Source organism: Bacillus sp. NPDC057893, assembly GCF_042796455.1.
GTDB lineage: Bacteria > Bacillota > Bacilli > Bacillales > Bacillaceae_G > Bacillus_A.
Window position 1 is genome coordinate 511,072 of sequence record NZ_JBHVNG010000001.1, and the last position, 20,800, is coordinate 531,871.

24 protein-coding genes and 1 pseudogene are annotated in these 20,800 nt (G+C 35.4%); 19 read left to right on the forward strand and 6 right to left on the reverse strand.

Going from position 1 to position 20,800, the window contains the following annotated elements; all coding sequences use genetic code 11:
• The first annotated feature begins 19 nt into the window (after window positions 1–19).
• From ACFVQC_RS02810 to ACFVQC_RS02820, 3 genes and pseudogenes are all read left to right on the forward strand, one after another.
• Window positions 20–595 (forward strand): histidine phosphatase family protein, encoded by a 576-nt coding sequence (locus tag ACFVQC_RS02810; protein WP_377889361.1) that lies wholly within the window; start codon window positions 20–22, stop codon window positions 593–595.
• Window positions 596–603: 8 nt separating this feature from the next.
• Window positions 604–938 (forward strand): annotated as a pseudogene (locus tag ACFVQC_RS02815) (delta-aminolevulinic acid dehydratase); the annotation flags it as partial.
• Window positions 939–1,202: 264 nt separating this feature from the next.
• Entirely contained in the window at window positions 1,203–1,703 is a 501-nt protein-coding gene (locus tag ACFVQC_RS02820; RefSeq protein WP_002145675.1) for a DoxX family protein, read from the forward strand.
• 36 nt (window positions 1,704–1,739) lie between these two features.
• Here ACFVQC_RS02820 and ACFVQC_RS02825 read toward each other — a convergent pair whose 3' ends face one another.
• Entirely contained in the window at window positions 1,740–2,624 is an 885-nt protein-coding gene (locus tag ACFVQC_RS02825; RefSeq protein ID WP_377889359.1) for an alpha/beta fold hydrolase, read from the reverse strand.
• A gap of 15 nt (window positions 2,625–2,639) precedes the next feature.
• Window positions 2,640–3,479, reverse strand: a complete 840-nt coding sequence (locus tag ACFVQC_RS02830; RefSeq protein ID WP_016096092.1) for a GNAT family N-acetyltransferase — start codon at window positions 3,477–3,479, stop codon at window positions 2,640–2,642.
• A gap of 269 nt (window positions 3,480–3,748) precedes the next feature.
• On the opposite strand from ACFVQC_RS02830, the gene ACFVQC_RS02835 reads away from it, so the two are divergent.
• Window positions 3,749–5,134: an alkaline phosphatase gene (locus ACFVQC_RS02835; protein WP_377897390.1), complete on the forward strand. Its 1,386-nt coding sequence runs from the start codon at window positions 3,749–3,751 to the stop codon at window positions 5,132–5,134.
• A 54-nt stretch (window positions 5,135–5,188) separates the two neighbouring features.
• Complete coding sequence (locus ACFVQC_RS02840) at window positions 5,189–5,653, forward strand: hypothetical protein (protein ID WP_016096093.1); 465 nt, start codon at window positions 5,189–5,191, stop codon at window positions 5,651–5,653.
• A 28-nt stretch (window positions 5,654–5,681) separates the two neighbouring features.
• On the opposite strand, the gene ACFVQC_RS02845 is transcribed toward ACFVQC_RS02840, so the two are convergent.
• Window positions 5,682–6,332, reverse strand: a complete 651-nt coding sequence (locus ACFVQC_RS02845) for a GTP pyrophosphokinase (RefSeq protein WP_002067312.1) — start codon at window positions 6,330–6,332, stop codon at window positions 5,682–5,684.
• 304 nt (window positions 6,333–6,636) lie between these two features.
• Here ACFVQC_RS02845 and ACFVQC_RS02850 point away from each other — a divergent pair, with 304 nt between their 5' ends.
• Window positions 6,637–8,133, forward strand: coding sequence for a YcdB/YcdC domain-containing protein (locus tag ACFVQC_RS02850; protein ID WP_377897392.1), 1,497 nt, complete (start codon window positions 6,637–6,639; stop codon window positions 8,131–8,133).
• A gap of 54 nt (window positions 8,134–8,187) precedes the next feature.
• Here ACFVQC_RS02850 and ACFVQC_RS02855 read toward each other — a convergent pair whose 3' ends face one another.
• Window positions 8,188–8,418, reverse strand: coding sequence for a hypothetical protein (locus ACFVQC_RS02855; RefSeq protein ID WP_002111926.1), 231 nt, complete (start codon window positions 8,416–8,418; stop codon window positions 8,188–8,190).
• A 258-nt stretch (window positions 8,419–8,676) separates the two neighbouring features.
• Between ACFVQC_RS02855 and sigK the strand changes: the two genes are divergently transcribed.
• Together sigK and ACFVQC_RS02865 are read left to right on the forward strand one after the other, a co-directional pair.
• Window positions 8,677–9,390, forward strand: coding sequence for an RNA polymerase sporulation sigma factor SigK (gene sigK, locus ACFVQC_RS02860; RefSeq protein WP_000051382.1), 714 nt, complete (start codon window positions 8,677–8,679; stop codon window positions 9,388–9,390).
• A 291-nt stretch (window positions 9,391–9,681) separates the two neighbouring features.
• Window positions 9,682–10,470, forward strand: a complete 789-nt coding sequence (locus ACFVQC_RS02865) for a phosphatidylserine decarboxylase (RefSeq protein WP_377897394.1) — start codon at window positions 9,682–9,684, stop codon at window positions 10,468–10,470.
• A gap of 152 nt (window positions 10,471–10,622) precedes the next feature.
• On the opposite strand, the gene sda is transcribed toward ACFVQC_RS02865, so the two are convergent.
• On the reverse strand, window positions 10,623–10,778 hold the full coding sequence (sda, locus tag ACFVQC_RS02870) for a sporulation histidine kinase inhibitor Sda (RefSeq protein WP_002015226.1): 156 nt from the start codon (window positions 10,776–10,778) through the stop codon (window positions 10,623–10,625).
• Between the two features lie 246 nt (window positions 10,779–11,024).
• On the opposite strand from sda, the gene ACFVQC_RS02875 reads away from it, so the two are divergent.
• The 8 genes from ACFVQC_RS02875 to ACFVQC_RS02910 all read left to right on the forward strand — a co-directional run bounded on the left by ACFVQC_RS02875 (window position 11,025) and on the right by ACFVQC_RS02910 (window position 16,157).
• The gene (locus tag ACFVQC_RS02875) at window positions 11,025–11,537 is read left to right on the forward strand and encodes a YqeG family HAD IIIA-type phosphatase (RefSeq protein ID WP_002145684.1); all 513 of its coding nucleotides are present in this window, start codon (window positions 11,025–11,027) and stop codon (window positions 11,535–11,537) included.
• A gap of 3 nt (window positions 11,538–11,540) precedes the next feature.
• On the forward strand, window positions 11,541–12,647 hold the full coding sequence (gene yqeH / locus ACFVQC_RS02880; RefSeq protein ID WP_377897396.1) for a ribosome biogenesis GTPase YqeH: 1,107 nt from the start codon (window positions 11,541–11,543) through the stop codon (window positions 12,645–12,647).
• Window positions 12,648–12,662: 15 nt separating this feature from the next.
• Window positions 12,663–13,496: a shikimate dehydrogenase gene (gene aroE / locus ACFVQC_RS02885; protein WP_377897398.1), complete on the forward strand. Its 834-nt coding sequence runs from the start codon at window positions 12,663–12,665 to the stop codon at window positions 13,494–13,496.
• Between the two features lie 4 nt (window positions 13,497–13,500).
• Window positions 13,501–13,794, forward strand: a complete 294-nt coding sequence (gene yhbY / locus ACFVQC_RS02890) for a ribosome assembly RNA-binding protein YhbY (protein ID WP_002145686.1) — start codon at window positions 13,501–13,503, stop codon at window positions 13,792–13,794.
• A 135-nt stretch (window positions 13,795–13,929) separates the two neighbouring features.
• The gene (locus ACFVQC_RS02895; RefSeq protein ID WP_002145687.1) at window positions 13,930–14,499 is read left to right on the forward strand and encodes a nicotinate-nucleotide adenylyltransferase; all 570 of its coding nucleotides are present in this window, start codon (window positions 13,930–13,932) and stop codon (window positions 14,497–14,499) included.
• Complete coding sequence (gene yqeK / locus ACFVQC_RS02900; protein ID WP_002145688.1) at window positions 14,489–15,058, forward strand: bis(5'-nucleosyl)-tetraphosphatase (symmetrical) YqeK; 570 nt, start codon at window positions 14,489–14,491, stop codon at window positions 15,056–15,058. The genes ACFVQC_RS02895 and yqeK overlap by 11 nt, the downstream gene beginning before the upstream one ends.
• On the forward strand, window positions 15,055–15,411 hold the full coding sequence (rsfS, locus tag ACFVQC_RS02905; RefSeq protein WP_000653209.1) for a ribosome silencing factor: 357 nt from the start codon (window positions 15,055–15,057) through the stop codon (window positions 15,409–15,411). The genes yqeK and rsfS overlap by 4 nt, the downstream gene beginning before the upstream one ends.
• Window positions 15,408–16,157, forward strand: a complete 750-nt coding sequence (locus tag ACFVQC_RS02910) for a class I SAM-dependent DNA methyltransferase (RefSeq protein WP_002111917.1) — start codon at window positions 15,408–15,410, stop codon at window positions 16,155–16,157. The genes rsfS and ACFVQC_RS02910 overlap by 4 nt, the downstream gene beginning before the upstream one ends.
• A 172-nt stretch (window positions 16,158–16,329) precedes the next feature.
• Here ACFVQC_RS02910 and comER read toward each other — a convergent pair whose 3' ends face one another.
• Window positions 16,330–17,157, reverse strand: a complete 828-nt coding sequence (gene comER / locus ACFVQC_RS02915) for a late competence protein ComER (RefSeq protein ID WP_002160436.1) — start codon at window positions 17,155–17,157, stop codon at window positions 16,330–16,332.
• A 77-nt stretch (window positions 17,158–17,234) separates the two neighbouring features.
• Between comER and ACFVQC_RS02920 the strand changes: the two genes are divergently transcribed.
• The 3 genes from ACFVQC_RS02920 (at window position 17,235) to ACFVQC_RS02930 (ending at window position 20,791) form a co-directional block, all read left to right on the forward strand.
• Window positions 17,235–17,834 (forward strand): helix-hairpin-helix domain-containing protein, encoded by a 600-nt coding sequence (locus ACFVQC_RS02920; RefSeq protein ID WP_377889345.1) that lies wholly within the window; start codon window positions 17,235–17,237, stop codon window positions 17,832–17,834.
• A 63-nt stretch (window positions 17,835–17,897) separates the two neighbouring features.
• Entirely contained in the window at window positions 17,898–18,455 is a 558-nt protein-coding gene (locus ACFVQC_RS02925) for a ComE operon protein 2 (RefSeq protein WP_002145691.1), read from the forward strand.
• Window positions 18,456–18,469: 14 nt separating this feature from the next.
• Window positions 18,470–20,791: a DNA internalization-related competence protein ComEC/Rec2 gene (locus tag ACFVQC_RS02930; protein WP_377889343.1), complete on the forward strand. Its 2,322-nt coding sequence runs from the start codon at window positions 18,470–18,472 to the stop codon at window positions 20,789–20,791.
• Window positions 20,792–20,800 lie beyond the last annotated feature (9 nt).

Below are 20,800 nucleotides of genomic sequence, written 5' to 3' on the forward strand. Positions count from 1 at the left end.
TAGTGAGAGGAAGAGGAGAATGAAACTTGTCTTTGTTCGGCATGGTGAAGGTGAGCATACGAAAGATGTACCATTAAGTTTACAAGCGGTGAATCCGCAATTGACGGGCGTGGGAAAGAAGCAGGCTAAATTGCTTCAGTGCGATATACCATTACAAGAAAAGGATATATTAATCGCTAGTCCTACACGTCGAACTTTACAAACTGCAACAATATGGGGTGCGGAAGTTGCTTGTCAAAAAATTGTTCACCCATATATATCCCCGCGTATTTTTCCTTATCGGGAATCCGCCAAAACATTGCCGTGCGATCAATTGTTAGATCGAAAGATAATAAAAAAATTATTTCCGCATTTTTTGTTAGAAGAAAGTACAAATGAATTGTTATGGAATGAGGGAGTCAATATCATCTCGGAGATGGAATTTCAACAAATAGTAGATGAATTTCTGCACTGGTGCTATCAGTTAAAAACAGAAAAAATTTGTATCGTTTCACATGATGGAACAATTACAGCGTATAGGCAATATTTACATAAAGTCGCTTTAACTAGAGCTGATTTTTTGAAAGAAACGGGTATATATGAAATGGACTTATAGGAGTAGGATTTGTAATGGAAGAGTTAGGAGAAGATGTGTATGACTTAAATGAGCAGAGAGTATACTTTAACGTAGCGAAAATTAAGTAATATGCAAAATTGCATATTACACATATTTTAAATGGTTGGTGTAAGTTTGGGGAGTTGAAACTAGTAGAATTCATTTTACATAATGATGCAAAATCGCATGTTAGATAGATAGATTATGTAGATGGAAATGTAGCACTTATATTTACAATACGCTTATTTTACGGGTTTATTAACCATAAAAAACGTTAGAAGAGGCTTTTCAAGAAGCAAGAGTAATCGATGAGGAGACGCATACATTTCGATTATATAAATAGCATGAAACACATTTGTTCTATATTCGAATAAATGTGTTTCACATTTAACTCACAGTTTTTTTACATTTTATTCAATGAAAATGATTATCACCTGTGGTATGATATGTTCAAGTTTTTACAGGTAATAAAAGTTACTATATAAACGTTAGTTTTTAATGTTTAATATGTATGTCACAAATTATTCATAATTAACGTTTGAAAAATAAGTTACTAATGTTATTATATTATCTGTAACTGACTTAATTACACCTTTAGGAGGAAGATATGGTTATTCAATTTTTAAGAGAAAACAAAGCAGTTTCTTTTGTATTAGCAGTAATTCGAGTATATCTTGGTTACACATGGTTAATGGCTGGAATCGGTAAACTACAAGGAAAAGGATTCGATGCAACGGGTTATTTACAAGGTGCAATTGAAAAATCTAAAGGAGCACAACCGGCTGTTCAATCTTGGTGGGCATCATTTTTACAAGAATTTGCAATTCCAAATGTAGATCTGTTTAATACACTTGTAACATGGGGAGAAATTTTAGTTGGAATTGGTTTAATTGTAGGCTGTTTAACAAAAACAGCGGTCTTTTTTGGTCTTTTAATGAACTTTTCTTATATGTTTAGTGGGTCAATTGGTGTGAACCCTGAGATGGTTATCTTATCTATGTTCGTTCTTGTTTCCGGTATGAATGCTGGGAAATTTGGAATGGATGGTTTCGTTATCCCGAAAGTATTGGGATCAAAAACTCAAAATCGTCAAAAGCAAGCTGCTTAATATATGAAAACGGGTATCTCAAAATGAGATACCCGTTTATTTTTCAGCATTTATAGGATTTTTCTCGAAGAAATCTTTTACATACCCTACAAATTCTTGTGGCTCTTGACGAAATGGAGCATGATAACCTTTTTCAATAATATGGAAAGTGCTATTTTTTAAGAATTGATGATAAGTTTCTCCCTCTTTCCAAGAAACGCTACTATCATTTTTTCCCCATATAATTAAAGTTGGTTGTTTTATTTCATTTGCATTGATTTGAAGACGTCTAGGCCACAACTTCATTTTATTATAATGTTCCTCATCATTGCGCTTGAATTTAACTTTGCTCTCATCATAATCTGCAATAGAAGAAATGGCACTTAAATCAGTCGACAACGTTGGTTTTGGTGAACCTTGTTTATTAACGAACGTATGAGGGCCGCCTGTAGCATCAGTTAAAATAAGGTGGGTAACCGCTTCAGGGTATAAATATGTTAAATTAAGAGAAATTTCTCCGCCCATCGAATGTCCCAGTATTGCGAATGAGTCATACCCTAGTTTTTTCATTAACTTATAATACAAATTTGCATGAGTTGGGAAAGAATAATAAAAATCCATCGGCTTAGAGGAACGTCCGAACCCTAAAACATCAACAGAAATAATTGTATGATCTTTTGCTAAATCTGAGTAAATCTTTTGAAAACCATCGGATGATCCTCCAAATCCATGGATCATAAGTAAAGGTGGTTTTTCATCACCAATCTTTTTAAAGTAAATCGTTTGACCATCTATCTCTACCATTTTTTCCTCGGTAGCTAGTTTCGCTGTAATTGTATTTTTAACTTGTTTTACTTGTTCTACTGGCTTTTCTGCTGCACTACATCCTACTAATAGTGTAAGAGTAAGACAACCTACCATAAAATAGCTAAATCGCTTCAATTAGGTGTCTCCTTTCTAACATAACGCTGCATCTATCATAGCAAATAGCATATTACGATTTCCAGGAAGTTGATTACCATTCTTTATCATAAGAGGTGAAAGGAGCGTTTCCTGGAAATTTGCTGTTTGAAGAAATTGGCGGAAAATGAATTGTGAATGCGGAACATCAATGCGTATTGTCCCATTCCACGATTTACAAATCATTTCTAATAACTGAATAGAGTCTTTTTCTTTTTTTGAAATAAGTGGAGTGATACATAGTACATCTCCTTTTTGTATGCATAAAGCAAAAGCATCTATTTGATTATCCCGTTCTATTTTAAAGGAGTAAGTTGCTCTCGATAGTAGTGATGAATAAAGCTTAGAACGATATGCACCAGTCGTAGTTTCATCAAGAGAAATTAGAGATTGAACATCCGTCTGCTGAATTTGTTTTATGGGAACAAAATTTGTATTTTTGTAAGTCGCTTGTTTTTCGAAACGATGAATGGTTGTTATTGATTGAAATCCATAAGATTCATATAAGGATTCACCAGCTTTTGTTGCAATGAGCGTAATAGGGAGCGATGGATGAGTTACTTTTAAGCTATTGTTTAACAAAATACGGCCAATTCCTTTTCTTTGAAAATCAGGATGCACGATTAACATACCGATAGAAGAAAATCCAGGGGCAAATGAAAAGACGCCGCCCGCTGCAATAAGTTTATTCTCATGTACATAGCCAAAAATTGTGCCAATGGAAAGGTACATATGGAATTGCTCTTTCATAAAAATCTCATGCTGTAACCACCCGACTGATTTGCAAAGAGAGAGTAAATCTGGAATGGAAGATTCGTCTAGTTTTACTGTTTTCATAAAGTTCACCATATTTCTATTTAAATTAGAAAAAATAAGAATAATATTACGAAATGTAAAATAATAGGTTCGTATTAAAAGAAATCCAACATGTTTATATTTTTCTTTGTAAAGGGGAGTATGCTTGATATGAAAAGACAAACTTATACAAATTATAACTGAAATTTACATAAGTTAACAAAAAATTTACATATAACTCATTTTCTCTTAACAGTCTTCTATTAAATTTGATAGTGGGAAATGAATAACCTAATTAGGGGGACAAGACAGTGAAAAAGTTTGTAAAAAAAGCATGGCCATTTGCAGTTGTGGCGTCGTTAGCAGTTACTTCGGTAGCAACATGGAATTTTACGCGTTCTAGTGAGGTTAATGCGGATGAGAACGGAAACAATGCAAAAATTAAAAATGTCATTGTATTAATTGGGGATGGTATGGGGCCTTCATATATGACAGCTCATCGTTATATGAAAGATAATCCAAAAACATTTGAGATGGAATCTACAGAATTTGATAAGCATCTTGTAGGAACACAAAAAACATATCCAGAAGATGAACATGAAAATATTACAGACTCTGCATCGGCAGCTACTGCGATGTCAGCAGGTATAAAAACATATAATGCAGCTATTGCAGTAGATAATGATAAAGCTGAAGTGAAAACAGTATTGGAGCAAGCGAAAGAAAAAGGGAAGTCAACGGGACTCGTTGCAACTTCTGAAATTACGCATGCAACACCAGCTGCATTCGGTGCACATGATATTAGTCGTAAAAATATGGATGCAATTGCAAATGATTACTTTGATGAGAAAATTAAAGATAAGCATAAAATAGATGTTATGCTTGGCGGTGGCGTAAATAACTTTGTTAGAAAAGACCGAAATCTTACAGAAGAATTTAAGAAGTCTGGTTATAGTTATGTAACAGATCGTAATCAATTATTAAATGATAAAAGCGATCAAGTTCTTGGTTTATTTGCACCAGGTGGTTTAGATAAAATGATTGATCGTACTGACAAAACACCTTCATTAGAAGAGATGACAAATGCAGCGATTGAGCGCTTGAACAAAAATAAAAATGGTTTCTTCTTAATGGTCGAAGGTAGTCAAATTGATTGGGCTGGACATGATAATGATATTGTCGGTGCAATGAGTGAAATGGAAGACTTCGAAAAAGCGTTTAAAGCAGCAATTGAGTTTGCGAAAAAAGATAAGAACACATTAGTTGTTGCAACTGCAGACCATGCTACTGGCGGATTATCTTTAGGTGCGAATGGTGAGTATAATTTTAAAGTAGATCCGATTAAAGCTGCGAAACGTACGCCAGACTTTATGGCAAATGAGATTGTAAAAGGTGCAAATGTAGAAGAAACATTGAAAAAGTATATTGATCTACAATTAACACCAGAAGAAATTAAAGCTGTAAATGATATAGCTCCATCAAAAGATGTAACAAAGATTGATAATGCAATTGAAGATATCTTCAATAAGCGTTCGGTTACAGGTTGGACAACGGGTGGACATACAGGTGAAGATGTGAACGTATATGCATTCGGACCAGGTAAATACGTATTCTCTGGCGTTCAAGAGAATACAAATATAGCTAAACGTGTCTTTGACATTGTTGGCGGCGGCGACCCGAATAAAGGAAGACGCTAATTATAAATGAAAGTGAGGCGAAATGCCTCACTTTTCTTTTTAGGAGATGGAAAGATGAGATTTTTTTTAGGGAAATTAAGATTCCTTCTAGTATTTGTATTATTGCTAGTTGGGTGTCAATCTCAAGAGAATAATATAGAACAAAAATCTGCTGAAAAAACTGAGGAAAAGGTACATATAACGAAAGAAGAAGAGAAATCCATTCAAGATGTTATTGAGGCATTTGTACGGACGACGAATGAAAAAAATCTTGCTGAACATATGGAGTTATTTTCAAAGAAGATGCCTAGTGCTGAAGACTTAAAAACACAAAAGGAAGCGGCATTTCAGAAGGGAAATAAGAAAATAGAATTAGAACATATGAATATGAAAGCTCGTAAAGGTGGGCTTGTTATTGTTGAAACGGCGGAAAAAGAAGTAGATGGAGGGGTTACTCTTCAGAAGAAAATGCAGTACGCACTTGGAAAAGAAGAAGAAGGGTGGAAGATTGAAGAGGTTCGTACGATAGAGAAGAAATAAAAAAAGGTTCTCATAGGAGAGAACCTTTTTATAGTGGTAATAAAATTTGATTTGAACATGCTTCAATGTCATCAATATCTTGACGGATTGTTGCCATCTTATTATCGAGGTCTTCAGCTTTCATAGCAGCGTCATGTAGTTCATCTTTCAAATAGTCAGGTATATTTCCTTCATATTTGTAGTAAAGTTTATGTTCTAAACTTGCCCAAAAGTCCATGGCAAGTGTACGTAATTGAATTTCTGCAAAGACATCTTTCGTACCAGAATTTAGTGACAATGGATATTTTATTATCATATGCAAACTTTTATAGCCATTTCCTTTTGGATTAGCAATATAATCTTTTACTTCTACAATTTCCATGTCTCCACGATTTTCAATAACTTTTTTTAAATGATAAATATCTTCTACAAAGCAACATGTAATACGGATGCCAATAATATCTTGTAATTGTGTTTGAGCATTTTCAACTGTTGGTGATAAGTTTTTACGCTCAAGCTTTCTAATGATACTTTCGGGTTGTTTAAGTCTTGTTTTTATATGTTCAAACGGGTTGTAGTCTTCTAAAAATTGAGCTTCCCGGTTCATAATTTCAAATTTAGTTTTTAACTCTTCTAAAGCGAATGTATAAGGTAATACAAAAGCTTTCCAGTAGTTAACGGTTGATTGATTATATTCCATTTATATACACACCTTTTCTTATTTACAAGTGAAGTTGTTACTATACTAAACACCAAATCATGTAGGCGCAAGCAGCAAATGATGAGATCATAAAGCGATATTTAGTTTTCATCTTTTCAACCCCTTTCAAATGAAATTATATATGAATAAACGTCATGGTTAGTAATTTCATTATGTACAATTCTTATAGTAATAGATTCATGTGAAATTCGTATGAACTAATTGTTGCAGCTTTTTGTCTTTTTGCTAATGACTTTTGGTTTTGTTTGTTATAATTACCTTAAATTGTAATAAGGGAGAGGGTATGATGAATCCAAAAGATAAAGAAAGAAAAGAGCAAGTGGCTCATATTATTGAAATTCCAGATGAATATAGGCTTGTTGTAGATGATCAAGAAGGAGTGGATGATCCTCATCATTTATTATGGTGGGGGCATAAAGAGGATGAGGAGAAACAGATACAAATTTCATTAAATAGGCATACAGGTAATCTATTTGAATTCAGGATAGATGATGAAAATTATTTTTCGAGTGATAAAGAAGTGATAGAGGAAAATAAGGCAAGAGAGATTGCAAATGTATTTATAAAAAAATATGTGGAAGAAAGATTAGAATTTTATACATATGTGTCAATTAAGGATGACTGGCGTGGTTGGAAAGAAATAAATTATATGCAGGAAGTGAATGGATATCCATTGCCGGATACAGGATGTGTTGTGCGAGTTCATCCTTCAGGTAATGTTGTGAATTTCCGTTATAACGGAGGGAAAAGTATACAGGAAAAACCGTTATGGCCAATTGAAATTGTTGATGAGAGCACAGTTTTAGATAACCTCAAGGCTAGACAAGATATAAGACTTGTATTTGCTGATTTAACATACTCCTCATGTGAATATGAAAGTGGAGAAGAAGTAAAAGGGTACCATCTTGTGTATGAGCCAGAACCTAGTCATGCGTTTATTGATGCAAGTACAGGTAAAGATTTGTTTGGCCGAGATCATTATAAATTGCCTCCAACTGTAGCTGTTGAAAAACCGAAAAAAGGTAGCAGGCAAGATGATATATTCGATTTATTTGACTGGGATAAAGAAAGTTTTACAAAAGTAGCTGAGACGGAAAATGAAGATGGAATAAGGATGAAATTTGTTCCGAAAGAGGAATTACAAAAACAGAAAGAAGAAAAGAATCCATATTTAATGAATGAATTCTTTAAAAAGCATTTACCGATGTTAAAATATAATAATTTAGTTGGCATTACGATTGATAAATCAACCAATGAATTAATTGGTTTTATAAAACTGACAGACGATAAAGAAGTAAAACAAATACTGTCTAGAGAGGAATGTTTACAAAAAGTACTTCAATTTCTAGAACGAGTTATTCCAGATATCACACAATATCTTCGTCTTTGGGAAGAACGTGAAGAAGCAGAAGATGGGATTGAAAGATTTACCTTTTCCGTATATGTGAATGGTATTCCAGCAGAGTATAACCAATTTAGGGTTAATATCAATACAGAAAATGGTGCTGTGATGCACTATTCAGGAGAATCTAGCAACATTATAAAAGAATTACTTACATATGAAACAACACCGAAAGTAACAAAAGAAAAAGCGTTAGAAATATACAAAGAGGCCATCCGAGTTAAATTAGAATGGTATATAGATAATGATGCAGAGGAAACGGTATATCAATTACTGTATAAACAAACGACGGATGAAAATCATAAAGAACCCTTCGAGTGTAGTCGAGGAATTCGTTATATTGATGCCCACACTGGGGAAAAGATTTGGAGTAAATAAGTCTTTAAATAGGGAAAAAGGTCTTCGAGAGAAGACCTTTTTTAGAAAGAATAATTATTCTTCGCATGTATCAATTTTGTATAACCACTTCTGTACACTAGCTGGTGGTCCTTCTGTTCTCCACTTTGTTGTACACATTCCGCAAGAACAGTGAACTTTCCCTTTTGCAAAAATACCGACAATTTCAGGAGTATATCCCCATGCGTGTTTTGCAATATTCATCTTTCGGCGCATTGTACGCTGACGTTGGTGTCTTGTATAAGCACGTGTTCTTTCAAATTTCATATTTGTAATCCCTCCTTGTAGTACAAGCAGCTTGCAAGAGCGTACAAGGAGTTCATCTCTTACAAGGTACTCGGGTACAAGAAGGTAATAAAATGTTTCACATTTTACCCTCCTATCTTTTGTTTAAGTATACGTAACGAAGCTTTGTGCGACAAATATCATGCTTAAAAACATGTTGGAATGATATCGTACAGGCACAAACAACCTCATGCCCACATACACATAGTAAAGACCACTATTTTGGCGGAGGTGAAAGGTTTGAGTCTATTCGCCGCAATTGGATATATGGTTCGAGAAGTGTTTGTATTTGTTTCTTATGTGAAGAACAATGCGTTCCCGCAGCCGTTATCATCAGATGATGAGAGAAAGTACTTAGAGTTAATGGAGCAAGGTGATGCTCAAGCGAGAAATCTTTTAATTGAACATAATTTACGGCTTGTAGCTCATATTGTTAAGAAATTCGAAAACACCGGTGAAGATGCAGAAGATTTAATTTCAATTGGTACCATTGGGCTTATTAAAGCGATTGAAAGCTATTCAGCAGGGAAAGGAACTAAGCTTGCAACATATGCAGCGCGCTGTATCGAAAATGAAATTTTGATGCATTTACGTGTGCTGAAGAAAACGAAAAAAGACGTTTCACTTCATGATCCAATCGGGCAAGATAAAGAGGGTAATGAAATATCGCTTATTGATATATTAAAATCAGAATCTGAAGATGTAATTGATATGATTCAGCTTAGTATGGAGTTAGAAAAAATTAAAGAGTATATCGATATTTTAGATGAACGAGAGAAAGAAGTAATTGTGAAGCGTTTTGGACTTGGGCTTGATAAAGAGAAAACACAGAGGGAGATTGCGAAGGCACTCGGTATTTCAAGAAGCTACGTATCGCGAATTGAAAAGCGTGCTTTAATGAAAATGTTCCACGAATTTGTGCGGGCTGAGAAAGAGAAAAAAGCAAAAGAATAATGTATATTGTAGGCAGCTACACTTTAAAAGTGGCTGCTTTTCTTTCGGGAAAACGGAAAGAAAACGAGCTGCTCTCAGAAGAAATACATGTTCACTGTTGAAAATGGCGGGTTCTATCTGTAATATTAGAAGGTGCTAAACAATTTAAGAATAAAAATTATACTTAGTTTTTCTTCGTGTATAACGAGACGGCTCCATTCTATATGTGGGAATAAGAACCAATTTTACATATGATATAGAGAGAAAAGAAGGGGAAACTAAAGTTATAGGCTGATTAGGAGGTTTCGTAATTTGCGACGGACATTATATCGACTTATGATCGAACTTACAAATGGTCGTTTTACTTCTTATATATTACGTAAATTTGCACAATCTCGTTTGAGCTCTATCATTATTCCATCGTATGCGAAAGTTTTTCAAATTAATCAAGATGAGATGGAAAAGGGTTTGAAGGAATATCGAACATTGCATGATTTATTTACACGTAGGCTAAAAGAAGAAAAGCGTAGTATTGATACTGATGCATCGAGTATCGTTAGTCCTGTTGATGGTGTTTTTGCTGATCAAGGTCCTATTGAGGATACAAAAACATTCGATATAAAAGGAAAGCGTTATTCAATTGTGGATATGCTAGGTAATGAAGAGCGTGCAAAGCGATATGCAGGTGGTACATATATGGTAATTTATTTGAGTCCAAGTCATTATCATCGTATTCATAGTCCGCTCTCTGGCTCTGTGACTGAAAGATTTGTACTCGGCAGAAAATCATATCCGGTAAATGCAGCGGGTATGGAGTATGGGAAAGAACCATTGTCAAAAAATTATCGCTCTGTTACAGAAGTAAATAGTGAAGGCGAACATATGGCGCTTGTAAAAGTAGGTGCTATGTTTGTTAATAGTATCGAGCTCCTTCATGAAAGAAGTACTGTTCAAAAAGGTGAAGAGATGGCATACTTTACATTTGGCTCAACAGTTGTTTTATTATTTGAAAAAGATATGATTGAAGCAGTGCAGGAATTGACAAGTGGGCAAGAGCTGCGTCTTGGTGAAAAAATTGCAACCCGAGTATCTCATAAGTAAAGAAAAGATTTTATAATATACTTATGAAGCTCTAATTAAGAAATGTGGACAAAGATGCTTGATGAAGAAATCCCCTAGATGGGAGTACTTGTTTATTCGAGAGCCATCGCAGGATGGCTCTTTTTACAGGTCAATCAGCAATCTATATGTACTCAAGAAGATTTGACGAGCTTGTCCTCTAACGAGCGTCTAATAATTTCTTGTTTTATAAGTAAAATGAAGTCGGGATTTAATTTTAGTTCTTTTGCTTTATAATAAGACTCAGTGAGTAAATCAGTAGATAGCTGTTCCATATGTTTTGTTTTCAAGGTGAGTCACCTCCTAATAATATAAGGATTGATTCGTTGTTGCATTTAATGTACCAAAAAAATATGACAGTCACAAACAAGAGGTTATCCACATACCTCAGTGGATAAAATGTGTATAGATTGTTAGTAAATTCCGAATTGACTGAAAAATTAGTGTGGAAAGTGTGTACAAGTTTATCCACAGGTTATTTATCGAAAAATGCTGTCGAAAAATTTTATGAAAAATCCTCAAAGAGGTGAAAGAAATTGAAGTTATTTTTACCAAATGAATATGTGAAAAATGTATATCATGTTCAACCAGAAGATTTGAAAAAACGTGGAATTAAGGGAGTTATTACTGATTTAGATAACACTTTAATTGAATGGGATCGTCCAAACGCAACACCACAGCTTGAAGAGTGGTTTTTGAAAATGAAAGAAAATGATATTCAAGTAACGGTCGTTTCAAATAATAACGAGCAACGCGTTAAAGACTTCGCTGACCCATTAGGTATTCCGTTTATTCATAGTGCGCGCAAACCGTTTGTTCGCGCATTTAAGCGTGCGATACACGAGATGCACCTGCAGCCAGACGAAGTTGTAGTAATTGGAGATCAGTTACTAACGGATGTGCTCGGCGGGAATCGTGTGGGACTTCATACAATTTTAGTTGTACCGGTAGCGCAAACGGACGGATTGGTGACACGCTTTAATCGAAAAATTGAACGAAGAATTATGAGAAACATGAAGAAAAAAGGCTTAATTAATTGGGAGGAATAAAGTTTGACTGAAATAATTAAATGTATTGGTTGCGGTGTAGAAATTCAAACAGAAAATAAAAATGAAATAGGATACGCTCCTGCATCATCTTTAGAGAAGGAACAAGTAATTTGTCAACGTTGTTTTCGTTTGAAACATTATAACGAAATTCAAGATGTATCTTTAACAGACGATGATTTCCTTCGTATTTTGAACGGAATTGGACAATCGGAAGCATTAGTGGTCAAAATCGTAGACATTTTCGATTTCAATGGTAGCTGGTTACCGGGCTTACATCGTTTTGTAGGGAATAATAAAGTATTACTTGTTGGGAATAAAGCTGACTTAATTCCAAAGTCAGTTAAGCATGATAAAGTAAAACATTGGATGCGCTACAGTGCAAAGCAACTTGGTTTAAAACCAGAAGATGTCTTTTTAATTAGTGCAGCTAAAGGACAAGGAATCGCTGAACTTGCTGATGCAATTGAGCATTACCGTGAAGGTAAAGATGTTTATGTTGTTGGATGTACGAATGTTGGTAAATCAACATTTATTAATCGTATGATTAAAGAATTTAGTGATGAGACTGAGAATGTAATTACAACATCACATTTCCCAGGAACAACACTTGATTTAATTGATATTCCATTAGATGAAACATCCTCTTTATACGATACACCAGGTATTATTAATCATCATCAAATGGCGCATTATGTTGGGAAACAAAGCTTAAAGCTTATTACACCGACTACAGAAGTTAAGCCAATGGTATTCCAATTAAATGAAGAACAAACATTATTCTTTGGTGGATTAGCACGATTTGATTATGTAAGTGGAGGCCGTCGTGCATTTACTTGTCATTTCTCAAACCGTTTAACAATCCATCGTACAAAGCTTGAAAAGGCTAATGAATTGTACGAAAGACACGCTGGAGAATTATTGAATCCACCGACACCAGAAGAATTAGAAAATATGCCTGAGTTTGTGAAATATGAATTTAATATTCGTGAGCCAAAAACGGATGTTGTATTCTCTGGATTGGGCTGGGTTACTGTAAATGAATCAGGAGCGAAAATTGTTGCTCATGTACCAAAGGGAGTAAGTGTTTCATTACGTAAATCTTTAATTTAATATGGAGAGGGATTTATGAAACAATTATATGGTGTAATCGGAAATCCAATTGGACATTCATTATCACCCGTTATGCATAACGATGCATTTGAACACTTGAATATGGATGCCCATTACCATGCGTTTCTTGTAGAAGAAGAAGCGCTAGGGGAAGCAGTAAAAGGTTTGAAAGCATTAGGTATTTCAGGATTTAATGTAACGACTCCACATAAAGTTGCAATTATGGAGTACTTGGATGAGGTTGCCCCGTTAGCAAGGCAAATCGGTGCGGTAAATACAGTAGTTCATCGAGATGGAAAATTGATTGGGTATAATACAGATGGAATTGGTTTTGTTCGTGCCCTGCAGTCAATTAGTGAAGATCCACTTCAAGAGAAACGTATTTTATTAATCGGTGCAGGTGGTGCTAGTCGAGCTATTTACTTCTCACTTGCAGATGTAGGTGTGAAAGAAATTGATATTGCTAATCGTACGAGAGATAAGGCGGAAAATCTTATCGCTGGGAGCATGGCAAATGTTAATTCACATGCTCTATCGTTAGAATGTGCAGCAGAAAATCAAGGGGAATATGATATTATCATCCAAACAACAACGATAGGTATGCATCCACATGTTGCGTATACGCCGCTGGAAATTCGTTCATTGAAACAAGGAACGATTGTTTCTGATATTATTTATAATCCATTTGAGACGAAAATTTTAGGCGATGCGAAAGAACAAGGTGCAATAATTCAAAATGGAATCGATATGTTCGTTTATCAAGGTGCACTTGCATTTGAAATGTGGACAGGGTGTGTGCCGAATATTGATAGAATGAAACAATTAGTAATGAGAGAGCTTGGAGGCTAATTATATGTTAACAGGAAAACAAAAAAGATTTTTACGTGCAAAGGCACATCATTTAACACCGATTTTTCAAGTTGGAAAAGGTGGCGTGAATGAAAATATGGTGAAACAAATTGGAGAAGCATTAGAAGTTCGTGAACTATTTAAAGTGAGCGTATTACAAAACTGTGAATTTGATCGTAGTGAAGTTGCAGAAGAGCTTGCACAAGGTGCACGAGCTGAAATCGTTCAAGTAATCGGAAGCACAATTGTTTTATACAAAGAATCAAGAGAAAATAAGCAGATTAGGCTTCCTCGATAAAAGATATACGTGAGTTATTTCGTAGTGGACGCTTGATATGTAGAAAGCGAAACCAATTGAACTTTTATTAACAGTGGGCTCTCTTCGAATATGTATGGGGAGAGTTGCTGTATGTAAAAGGAAGGAGCGTTTCTTTTGAGAAAAATTGGCATTATTGGTGGCACGTTTGATCCGCCTCATAATGGGCATTTGTTAATTGCAAATGAAGTGTATCATGCTTTAGGGTTGGAAGAGGTATGGTTTTTGCCGAATCAAATTCCACCGCACAAGCAAGGACGTAACATTACGAGTGTGAAAAGTCGATTAAACATGCTGCAAATAGCGACTGAGGAAGAAGCATACTTTTCAATTTGTTTAGAAGAGCTAGACAGAGAAGGCCCATCGTATACATACGACACTATGGTACAATTAACGGAGAAGTATCTGGATGTGCAGTTTCACTTTATTATTGGCGGAGACATGGTTGAGTACTTGCCGAAGTGGTATAACATTGAAAAGTTACTTAAGCTTGTGACTTTCGTTGGAGTTGCAAGACCAGGTTATACATTACATACGCCTTATGATATCGTAAAAGTGGAAATTCCGGAGTTTGCAGTTTCTTCTTCTCTGTTACGGGAGAGATATATGACGAAGAAAACGTGCAAATATTTACTCCCTGAAAAAGTACAGGTATATATCGAGAGGAATGGGTTGTATGATTCGTGAGGAAGCACTTAGTATTGTCAAACAACAAATGCATGAAAAACGTTATATACACACGATTGGTGTAATGGAAACAGCGATTGAACTTGCCCGGTTATATGGTGTAGATGAGAAAAAGGCAGAGACGGCTGCTATATTTCACGATTATGCAAAATGTAGAGCGATTCCAGAAATGGAAGAGATTATTAAGAGAGAAGCTTTGCCGAAGGATCTACTGCACTATAACAAAGAGTTATGGCATGCACCTGTTGGGGCATACTTAGTAGAAAAAGAAGTAGGCATTACTGATCTTGAAATTCTACAAGCTATTACATATCATACAAGTGGTCATGAAAAAATGACAATGTTAGATAAAGTTATTTATGTAGCAGATTACATTGAACCAGGACGTAAGTTTCCTGGTGTGGAAGAAGCGAGGAAACTCGCATATAAAGATATAAATCAAGCTTTACTGTTTGCTTTAAAGCGAACAATTCAATTTTTAATGGAAAAAGATCAAACGATTTATCCATTAACATTCCAAACATATAATGCAGTTATCAAGGAGGAAATTAATAAATGAAAGATAAAGAGTTATTAGTATTAGCGGCAAAAGCAGCTGATGATAAGAGAGCAGAAGATATGGTTGTACTAAATATGCAAGGTATTTCACCGATTGCAGACTATTTTATTATTTGTCACGGAAATTCAGATAAGCAAGTACAAGCAATTGCACGTGAAATTAAAGCGAAGGCACATGAGTTCGAAATTAACGTACAACGTATGGAAGGCTTTGATGAAGCGCGTTGGGTTTTAGTAGACCTTGGTGATGTGGTTGCTCATGTATTCCATAAAGATGAGCGTAATCACTATAATTTAGAGCGTCTATGGGGCGATGTGCCGCGTGAAGATATTGCAGATGAGCTAGATCAATGAAATACGAACAATTTGCTTTGCTGTATGACGAACTGATGAATGATGTCCCTTATGATAAATGGGTGGAATTCACAGAGGAAAGTTTGCAACAGGCATCTATGAAAGAGGCAAAAATTCTTGACGTAGCATGTGGAACTGGTAACGTAACACTTCCGCTTGTACGAAAAGGTTATGATTTAATTGGTGTAGATCTTTCGGAAGAAATGTTAACTGTCGCACAGCAAAAATTGGGGGGAGAAGGTTATTTTATTCCTTTTTACCAACAAGACATGAGAGAGCTCGATGTTCCTGGTGAATTTGATTGTGTGACAATCTTTTGTGACTCATTAAATTACGTATTGCAAGAAGATGGGGTGCAAGAAACATTTAGAAGAGTTTTCCACCATTTACGTCAGGATGGCTTGTTTTTATTCGATGTACACTCTTTATATAAAATACATCACGTATTTCAAAATGAAACATATACAGTGAACGGCGAAGAAATATCACTTATTTGGAACTGCTTCCCAGGAGAAGAATCAGATAGTGTGGAACATGATTTGACATTCTTTGTACAAGATTCAGAAGAAGATGTGTACCATCGTTTTGACGAATGTCACGTGCAGCGTGCATATTCGGTTGAAGTGTTAACAAAATGGCTTGAAGAAGCTGGATTTACAGTACTTCGCGTCACAGGTGACTTTGAACGAATCGAAGTGACAGAACAAACAGAGCGCATCTTTTTTATGGCGAAGAAGAATGGATAAAAGAAAAGCAACCGATAAGGTTGCTTTTGTTTTATAGAAAAGATGTAGTTTTAGTTCTAGAAAAATAAAAAGATGATATGTGTAAAGTGTAAAAATGCTAGTTTTAGTGAAAATGTAGCATGAAAAAGATAAGTATTAATAAAAAGGGTTTAGGATTACGATGGCGTATTTATTATGTGTGTTTATTGAATTGCTGCTCAACGCATTTTAAATCTTCATCAAATTTCTCATGTGTCCGTTCGATTAATTTATGAAACATATCCCCAACGTGCTCTTCTAAAATACGAATACCTTCTCCTGTAACACCGCCTTTAACGCATACCTTTTCTTGTAAAGTAGGTAATGTGAAAATTTCTTTTTCAAGTAATTTCCCCATTCCAATGACCATTTCACTTACTAAAGTAGTGGCTTCTTCATGTGTAATATTTGTTTTATCTACAGCAGCGTTAATGAAACATTGTAATAAATAACTAAAAAAAGCAGGGCCGCAGCTTGCTATATCAGATGAAACGCGCGTTATATCTTCTTCTATAACAAGGGGAGTAGAAATGTTTTTGAATAGACGAAATAGTTTTTGTTGCCATTCTTCAGAGCAGTTATTTCCAAATGTAAATAGTGATGCGCCGGACAAGGCGCGGTTTGTGATGCTTGGAATGATACGAGCGACGTGGCAAGGTATAAGTGTTTCTAATTGTGATGGAGATATGGGGCTTGTGATAGAAACTAAGCAATCTTCGTCTGAAAAATGGTCAGCGTATTTTTTTAGAATAGGGTATATATCTATCGGTTTTACGCAAATGAAAATAAGCTGGGATTGTTCGATTACCTCTTGGATTGTTTTGGCTATATGAACAGAAGGGTATTTTTCTTTTATATGATATGCTTTGGCAGGCGTCCGATTAATAATAGTAAGGCACGAAGGTTTGACAGCACGGGTTTCTAAAAATGCATCGATTAGTATATTCCCCATGTTCCCGGTCCCTATAATTCCTATGTTCAATGTTTCATCCCTCCTTCGTAACAGCTTTCTCCTAAACAATATGAATGATGTTATAAATTTATGATTAGAGGTGTAAAATGATGTGGGATTTTCCGAAAAAATGGTTGGGATTAATGGTTATTATTGGCACTTTGATTTTTCTTTTTTTCTGGAAAACGAATCAGCAAACGGAGCAATCGCTCATTACAACGGAAGTTCAAGCGAAAGATGTGGAGAAAAAAAGTAAACCGAAAGTATTGGATGCAAAGGAACAGAAAAAAATAATTATAATTGATGTGAAAGGGGCGGTTGTAAGAGAAGGTGTGTATGAAATGAAAGAGGGGGACCGAGCGAAGGATGCCGTTGAAAAGGCGGGTGGTTTTTTACTAGAAGCAGATGTGAAGAAGGTGAATTTAGCGCAAATTGTACAAGACCAAATGATCCTTTATGTACCGAATAAAAATGAGCAAGTACAAGAGGTGGCCACTTTTTCAAAGGGCGAGGCAAAGATTCAAATAAACGCAGCTTCTAAAGAGCAACTTGAAAAAATTACAGGCATTGGTTCTCGGAAGGCAGAAAGTATTTTGAAATACCGAGAAGAACACGGTCCGTTTCAGAAAATAGAAGATTTATTAGAAATTGATGGGATTGGGGCGAAGTCTTTAGAGAAAATAAAAGATCAAATTATTATTCCGTAAAAGATTGACGAAGTTTTTCTTTTTTCGCTACACTACAAGTAGACAAAAAAGAAGGTGAAAAATATGGAACGAATTTCATGGGATCAATATTTTATGACGCAAAGCCATCTACTATCTTTACGTAGTACATGTACAAGGCTTGCAGTAGGAGCGACAATCGTTCGTGATAAACGAATTATTGCTGGTGGATATAACGGTTCAATTAAAGGTGGTGTACATTGTATAGACGATGGTTGCTATGTCATTGATAATCATTGCGTTCGTACAATTCATGCGGAAATGAATGCTTTATTGCAATGTGCGAAGTTTGGTGCAAAAACAGAGGAAGCGGAAATTTATGTCACACATTTTCCTTGTTTGCAGTGCTGTAAGGCGATTATTCAAAGTGGTGTTACAGCAGTTTATTATGCACAGGATTATAAAAATCATCCGTATGCCATAGAGTTATTTGAACAAGCGAGTGTAACAGTAAAGCACGTTCCGCTAGAATATGATATTACATCGCTAGAGGAACAAGAGCGTCATTTGCAGCTAAAGGAACTATTTGCATCCTTAGAAAAAGATAATTTATCAATGGAAGAATTACAGCGTGTATTCACTAAAGCGAAAATGATGCTATAAGGAGTGAGTATGAGTTGAATGGACAATGGGGCTATGTTGCAATCTCGTTTATAATTGGGATTGCAATTACCTTTTCCACATCGCATTTGTTGACCGCTTGTTGTTTCGTTTGTTATGTTTTATTTTGTTTATATCGTACTTCGCGTAAAACCTTCATTTTTTGTATAATAGCGTGTTTTAGTGGCGCTATGTACACCGCATATGTTCAGAGTCTAAATAAGTCGCTAGGGGAGCCCTACGAAGTTACACGGGGGGTCGTGCAAAATACACCTCTAATTAATGGAGATCGTCTCTCTTTTCAAATTGAGGATCAGAATAAAAACTTAGTGCAGTTAAATTATAAAATACAATCTGCTTCGGAAAAGAAGCAGTTGCAACAATTACATGCAGGTATATCGTGTACATTTAAAGGGGAGGTGAAAGAACCGCAAACTGCCCGGAATTTTCATGTTTTTGATTATCGTAATTATTTATATCAGCAAAAAATACATTTTATATTTGATGTGACATACATTTCTGAATGTCAAAAAACATCATTGTCACTCGTGCAATGGATTTTCCTTCTCAGGCAACAAACAATCTCGAAAGTTACAGAAATGTTCCCGGAACAATCAGGTGCATTTATGAACGCATTATTATTTGGAGATCGACAACAAATGACGTTTGAAGTAGAAGAGCAATATCAACAATTTGGTCTTATACATTTGTTAGCAATTTCAGGATCACATATCGTATTATTAATGGTTATAATGTATTTTGTTTTGCTAAGAAGTGGTGTGACGAAAGAGACAGCAACAGTATGCCTTATAGTTTGCATTCCTCTGTATATGATTATAGCGGGGGCGTCGCCATCTGTTGTGAGGGCTTCTATAACAGGAGTTTTATTGTTGGTAGCTTTCATGTGCTCGGTTCGCTTATCTAGTCTAGACGCCTTAAGTATGACAGCTATATGTATGCTTATATACGATCCGTATCTTATTTTCAACATTGGATTTCAATTCTCATTTGTAGGTAGTTTTTCTTTACTACTATCTGCGCCGATATTATTAGGGCGTAGTAATGGAGTAGTTCGAAATTCTATTTACATTTCTATAATTTCACAGCTCGCTAGTACCCCCATCTTGTTATATCATTTTGGTTATTTTTCTCCTTATAGCATTTTCCTCAATCTTATATATGTTCCTTTTCTATCCATTATTGTATTGCCGTGTAGCATTATTATTCTTATATGTATGCCGGTTATTCCATTGTTCGCAAAAGGAATTGCATATGTACTTTCATTATGTTTAACCATTTCTAATGACTTTCTAAGTTACTGTGAAAGTTTCCCTTTCATCCGACTTACTTTTGGTCAAACTCCTTTATTTCTTGTGGCTATATATTGTTTTAGTATCGTTAGTATATTTGTGATTTGGGAAAGAGTAATAACGAAAAAAAATTTGTGTATAGTTGTGGGTGTGTTTCTTTTTATTAGTACTTGTCATTATGTATATCCATATTTTCACGAAAGTGGGAGTGTTACATTTCTTGATGTTGGACAGGGAGATGCAATATTAATTCGTCTTCCGTACGATAAAGAGGTTTATCTTATTGATACAGGAGGATCTCTTCCTGTCAAGAAGGAAGCGTGGCAACAGAAAAAGCATGAATTTTCTGTTGGGCATGATATTCTTGTTCCTTTTTTACAAAAAGAAGGTATAAAAACGATTGATAAATTAATTGTAACGCATGGAGATGCGGATCATATAGGTGCTGCGCTGGATTTGCTGTCATCTATTATTGTAAAAGAAGTTGTATTTGGGAGAAAGGAACAAGATGCTGTATTGGAAAAAGTGGTGAAGAAAAAGGCGTTAGAAAAGAGCATGAAGATAAGTGTAGTAGGAGAAGGGGAAGGTTGGAGGGTAAATGAAGCGGAATTTTTCATATTAGCTCCAAAGGGGAATGAAAAGGGAGAAAATGACTCTTCGATTGTACTATGGGCCAGACTAGGGGGACTAACATGGCTATTTACGGGTGATTTAGAAGAAGAAGGAGAAAAGTTTATAGTATCGACATATCCTGATTTGCGGGCTAATATTTTAAAAGTTGCTCACCATGGGAGTAAAACATCGTCTACAGATCCTTTTTTAAGCCTTGTACAGCCTAGTGTAGCGATTATTTCTGTGGGAGAGCGTAATAGGTATGGGCACCCGCATAAGGAAGTTATAGAGCGTTTTAAGAAGATGGGTATTGATATATGGCGTACGGATAAGCAAGGTGCTATTTCCTATGTTTTTAATGGAGAAAAAGGAACCTTTCAAAGTAAAATCACATATGATGGAACACATAGAAGATGAAAAAAAGAA

Coding starts and splice junctions, on each gene's coding strand:
- ACFVQC_RS02810 (WP_377889361.1), top strand. CDS start 20: ATGAAACTTGTCTTTGTTCGGCATGGTGAAGGTGAGCATACGAAAGAT.
- ACFVQC_RS02820 (WP_002145675.1), top strand. CDS start 1,203: ATGGTTATTCAATTTTTAAGAGAAAACAAAGCAGTTTCTTTTGTATTA.
- ACFVQC_RS02830 (WP_016096092.1), bottom strand. CDS start 3,479: ATGAAAACAGTAAAACTAGACGAATCTTCCATTCCAGATTTACTCTCT.
- ACFVQC_RS02840 (WP_016096093.1), top strand. CDS start 5,189: ATGAGATTTTTTTTAGGGAAATTAAGATTCCTTCTAGTATTTGTATTA.
- ACFVQC_RS02845 (WP_002067312.1), bottom strand. CDS start 6,332: ATGGAATATAATCAATCAACCGTTAACTACTGGAAAGCTTTTGTATTA.
- ACFVQC_RS02850 (WP_377897392.1), top strand. CDS start 6,637: ATGATGAATCCAAAAGATAAAGAAAGAAAAGAGCAAGTGGCTCATATT.
- ACFVQC_RS02855 (WP_002111926.1), bottom strand. CDS start 8,418: ATGAAATTTGAAAGAACACGTGCTTATACAAGACACCAACGTCAGCGT.
- aroE (WP_377897398.1), top strand. CDS start 12,663: ATGAAACAATTATATGGTGTAATCGGAAATCCAATTGGACATTCATTA.
- yhbY (WP_002145686.1), top strand. CDS start 13,501: ATGTTAACAGGAAAACAAAAAAGATTTTTACGTGCAAAGGCACATCAT.
- yqeK (WP_002145688.1), top strand. CDS start 14,489: ATGATTCGTGAGGAAGCACTTAGTATTGTCAAACAACAAATGCATGAA.
- rsfS (WP_000653209.1), top strand. CDS start 15,055: ATGAAAGATAAAGAGTTATTAGTATTAGCGGCAAAAGCAGCTGATGAT.
- ACFVQC_RS02910 (WP_002111917.1), top strand. CDS start 15,408: ATGAAATACGAACAATTTGCTTTGCTGTATGACGAACTGATGAATGAT.
- ACFVQC_RS02920 (WP_377889345.1), top strand. CDS start 17,235: ATGATGTGGGATTTTCCGAAAAAATGGTTGGGATTAATGGTTATTATT.
- ACFVQC_RS02925 (WP_002145691.1), top strand. CDS start 17,898: ATGGAACGAATTTCATGGGATCAATATTTTATGACGCAAAGCCATCTA.